This is a genomic window from Halochromatium sp. (assembly GCF_054919635.1).
The window spans coordinates 1-4,161 of record NZ_JBUDPI010000332.1; the positions used below are offsets into that span (position 1 = coordinate 1).

Below are 4,161 nucleotides of genomic sequence, written 5' to 3' on the forward strand. Positions count from 1 at the left end.
GGGCTCGGTGACTCGGCGGACGCAGACTACGCTGATCAATGGGTCTTGCTCGTTGAGCGCGATGTGCAAAGCCTGGTCGCGATCACTGCGGAGCTTGAAGAGCTTGGTCTGCAGGTGCAGACCGCCGCCGACGAAGAGGAAGCGCTTGAAACCCTGCGCGAGGAGCACGATTGCTCGATGCTGCTGCTCGCGGGCTGTCTTGAAGCAAGCGATGCCTGTGCTACGATCAAGCGTTTACGGCAGACGGCCAATCTAGCCTCTTTGCCGATTGTGGTACTCGGTGATCTGGATACCGCAGCGCAAGGGCGCTGTCTTGAGGCAGGAGCGTGCTGTTTCCTGGAAAAGCCGATCGAGCCGGCTGCCCTAGCGAATCTGATACACGCCTCATTACGCCCAAGCACGGTCGAGGGGATCGAGGAGACGGAATGATGAGCGGATTCGATTACAAGCTGCTGATCGTCGACGATCACGCCCACAATCTCTATACGCTGCGAAAGCTGATCGAAAAGCACCTGCAGGCGACAGTCTTGGAGGCTGCCTCTGGCCGCGAGGCGATCGACCTCACACTCAGTCATCACGACATCGACCTCATCATCCTCGACGTCCAGATGCCGGAGATGGACGGGTTTCAGACCGCCTCTTTGCTCAAGCGGCGGCGGCGCTCGCGCGACATCCCGATCATCTTTCTGACCGCAGCCTTCAAGGCCGAGGAGTTCCAGCAGCGCGGATTTGCCATCGGCGCCGTCGACTATCTGCTCAAGCCGATCGATGACAACCTCCTGATCAACAAGATCAGCACCTATTTTCGGCTGATCGAGAAGGAACGCTCTCTCAACCGTGAGCTCGAGATCAAGGTCGCCGAGCGTACCGCCGAGCTGGCCGAGGCGCGCCAGTACCTCGCCAACATCATTACCCATATGGGTGAGGCCCTGCTGGTGCTGACCCCCGAAGGCGAGATCAAGATCACCAACCCAGCCGCCTGTCGCATGCTTGGCTACAGCGAGTCCGATCTGCTTGGGCTCGCCATCGGCGACGTCTTCGAGGAAGAAGGCGACGAGGAGGCCGGCGCCTTCATGGGCACCTGGCTTGAGGCATTGATTCGCACCGGTGCACTGGCGAAGATCGAGGCTCGCTTCATCGCGAGCGATGGGCGGCGAGTCCCCATCTTGTTTTCGCGCACTGCAATAAAAGATACTCATGGCGCAATAACAGATATCATCTGCATCGCGAAGGACATGAGCGGCTATATCCGCATCGATAACGACAAGATCATGGAAGCGAGCCCTACCACCCATCTTGCTAGGACGACGGAGGCTGACCATGAGCAATGAACTGCCAGCCGAACATGCCGAGCCCGAAGATACAACCCTCACGGCCATGGCCTTGAAGGCGATGGCGCATCCGTTGCGTTGGAAGATCCTCTGCTCGCTCGGGCAAAACGAGCTCTCGGTTGGAGAGATCGTCGAACGCACCGGTACCTCGCAAAGCAATATCTCCCAGCATCTAGAGCAGCTGCGTAACAAGAACATCGTCGTCGCCCGCAAGGAGGCCAACCGTATCTTCTATCGCATCCGCAACGACCAACTACTGGAGCTGATTGGTATCATGCGCGATGTGCTATGTCCGGCGAATCTCGACGATCGCTATCCGCGTTGAAGGCGGGACAGTTGACGCTTGCAGGTTAGGGTGTGCCCGGGGAGAGACCGACGCTGATGTTAGACGAGAACGACTGGTTTACCGAGGTTGCCGATGCCGCTGGCAGCGCCTTTTCGCTCCGCATCAAGCGCCGACTGCATCGCGAGGAAACCCCTTTTCAGACCATCGAGGTCTACGAGACCGACACCTTCGGCAACCTGATGGTGATCGATGGGTTCACGATGTTGTCGACGCGCGAGAACTTCCTCTACCATGAGATGCTCTCGCACCCGGTGCTGCTGACCCACCCGAAGCCGAGACGGGTCGCGATCATTGGTGGTGGCGACTGCGGAACCCTACGCGAGGTGCTGCGTCACCCTGAGATCGAATCGGCGGTTCAGATCGATATTGACGAGCGCGTCACCCGTGTCGCCGAGCAGTTCTTCCCAGAGCTCACAGAATCGAACGCCGATCCTCGGGCCAGGCTCATCTTCGACGATGGGATTCGCTGGATGCGAGAAGCACCTGATCGGTCGCTCGATGTCATCATCATTGATAGCACCGATCCGGTCGGCCCGGCCGAAGGCCTGTTTACCACGGCCTTCTATCGTGATTGTCACCGCGCCCTAGCCGACGGCGGGCTATTGGTCCAGCAGAGCGAATCACCGCTCTACCACATGGATATCATCCGCGGTATCTATGCTGACACCAAGGCTGCCGGCTTCCGAGACCATGCAACGCTCTTCTTTCCGCAAGCGATCTATCCATCCGGCTGGTGGAGCGCCACGCTGGTGAGTCGCGATCGGGCGGTCCCGGCCTTCCGCGCCACCGCCGCATCCAACCTGTCTTTCCCGACGCGCTACTACACTGCTGAGATCCATCGAGCTGCCCTCGCGCAGCCGGCCTTCTTCAAGAAGGCGATGGATGTCACCCAGCCCGAATAACCAATAGGGGTAATAAAAACGGGGCCCGAAGGCCCCGCTGCAAGGCAGATACGCGACAAGAGCAATCCGTCAGAGCCCAGCGCCGCCGCGGGAGCCAACGAATTCTGGGTAGGCCTCGAGTCCGCATTCGCCGACATCGACACCTTCGTACTCTTCCTCTTCGCTGACGCGGATACCCATGATCAGCTTGATCAGCAGCCAAACGATGATCGAGGTGATGAAGACCCAAGCGAAGATGGTGACCAGTCCAATCAGCTGCGGCACGATGCCAGCGTCAGGATTGGTAATCGGCACGGCCAACAGGCCCCACATGCCCACGACACCGTGTACCGAGATGGCGCCGACCGGATCATCGATCCGCAGCTTGTCCAGGGCGATGATGGAGAACACGACGATGACGCCACCAACGCCACCGATCAGGGTGGCCGCAAGCGGTGTCGGCGTCAGCGGCTCAGCGGTAATCGCGACCAGGCCCGCAAGCGCGCCGTTGAGCGCCATGGTCAGATCGGCCTTACCGAAGATGAGGCGCGCAGTGATCAGTGCGAAGACCAGGCCACCTGCTGCGGCCATATTGGTGTTGACAAAGACCGCGGCAACAGCGTTTGCGTCGGAAATATTCGAGACCACCAGCTGGGAGCCGCCGTTGAAGCCGAACCAGCCCAACCAGAGGATAAAGGTGCCAAGCGTCGCGAGCGGAAGGTTTGCGCCAGGGATGGCATTGATCGAGCCGTCCTTTCCATACTTGCCCTTGCGCGCGCCGAGCAGCAGCACACCGGCCAGGGCCGCGGAGGCGCCGCAGAGATGAACGATACCTGATCCGGCGAAGTCGCTGAAACCAACGCCATCAAGCCAGCCGCCGCCCCATTTCCAGTAGCCCTGCACTGGATAGATGAAGCCGGTCAGGATGATCGCGAACAGCAGGAAGGCCCAGAGCTTCATTCGCTCGGCAACAGCACCGGAAACGATCGACATGGCGGTGGCGACGAAGACCACCTGGAAGAAGAAGTCGGCCATGACCGAGTAGTAGGTGTCGCCGCCACTAGCCAGGACATCTTCAACACTGTTGTCGCCACCGAACATGAAGGTCCAGTTGATATCCGGGACAATGCCGTTGCCGCCATTGGGATACATGATGCCGTAGCCGATCACCATGTACATGATGCAGGCAATCGCGAACAGCGCGACGTTCTTGGTCAGGATCTCAGCGGTGTTCTTAGCGCGGACCAGTCCAGCCTCGAGCATCGAGAAGCCTGCGGCCATCCACATGACCAAGGCACCTGAGACCAGGAAGTAGAACGTATCCAGCGCATACGCAAGTTGTATAGTCGGTTCTTCCACTGTTGGTTTCCTCCGATGCCGAGTTAGAGTGCGTCCGGACCGGTCTCGCCGGTGCGGATACGAATGACTTGATCGACGTCGCTAACAAAGATCTTGCCGTCGCCGATCTTGCCAGTTCGGGCGGCATTGCTAATCGCCTCGATCACTTGATCGACGAGGCTGTCGTCGACGGCGATCTCGACCTTGATCTTCGGCAGGAAGTCAACTTCGTACTCGGCGCCGCGATAGAGATCGGTGTGGCCCT

The 4,161-nt window shown here is 59.4% G+C and carries 6 protein-coding genes; 4 read left to right on the forward strand and 2 right to left on the reverse strand.

Annotated features, from left to right (window positions below):
* From ACY693_RS16010 to speE, 4 genes are all read left to right on the forward strand, one after another.
* Positions 1-429 (forward strand): response regulator (locus tag ACY693_RS16010; protein WP_462322810.1); only part of this gene is annotated, 429 nt, incomplete at its 5' end.
* Positions 429-1,331, forward strand: coding sequence for a response regulator (locus ACY693_RS16015; RefSeq protein ID WP_462322811.1), 903 nt, complete (start codon positions 429-431; stop codon positions 1,329-1,331). The genes ACY693_RS16010 and ACY693_RS16015, both read left to right, overlap by 1 nt.
* Positions 1,321-1,656, forward strand: a complete 336-nt coding sequence (locus ACY693_RS16020) for an ArsR/SmtB family transcription factor (protein ID WP_462322812.1) — start codon at positions 1,321-1,323, stop codon at positions 1,654-1,656. Before ACY693_RS16015 ends, ACY693_RS16020 begins: the two co-directional genes overlap by 11 nt.
* Positions 1,657-1,712: 56 nt before the next feature.
* The gene (speE, locus tag ACY693_RS16025) at positions 1,713-2,579 is read left to right on the forward strand and encodes a polyamine aminopropyltransferase (RefSeq protein WP_462322813.1); all 867 of its coding nucleotides are present in this window, start codon (positions 1,713-1,715) and stop codon (positions 2,577-2,579) included.
* 69 nt (positions 2,580-2,648) lie between these two features.
* On the opposite strand, the gene ACY693_RS16030 is transcribed toward speE, so the two are convergent.
* Both ACY693_RS16030 and ACY693_RS16035 read right to left on the reverse strand, forming a co-directional pair.
* Positions 2,649-3,917 carry an ammonium transporter gene (locus ACY693_RS16030; protein ID WP_462322814.1) on the reverse strand — a complete coding sequence of 423 codons (1,269 nt, stop codon included), beginning with the start codon at positions 3,915-3,917 and terminating at the stop codon, positions 2,649-2,651.
* A 23-nt stretch (positions 3,918-3,940) separates the two neighbouring features.
* Positions 3,941-4,161: P-II family nitrogen regulator (locus ACY693_RS16035; RefSeq protein WP_462322815.1), on the reverse strand; the 221-nt coding region annotated here is incomplete at its 5' end.

Excerpts from the sequence above, each read along its gene's own strand:
- ACY693_RS16015 (WP_462322811.1), top strand. The coding sequence starts at position 429 with ATGAGCGGATTCGATTACAAGCTGCTGATCGTCGACGATCACGCCCAC.
- speE (WP_462322813.1), top strand. The coding sequence starts at position 1,713 with ATGTTAGACGAGAACGACTGGTTTACCGAGGTTGCCGATGCCGCTGGC.
- ACY693_RS16020 (WP_462322812.1), top strand. The coding sequence starts at position 1,321 with ATGAGCAATGAACTGCCAGCCGAACATGCCGAGCCCGAAGATACAACC.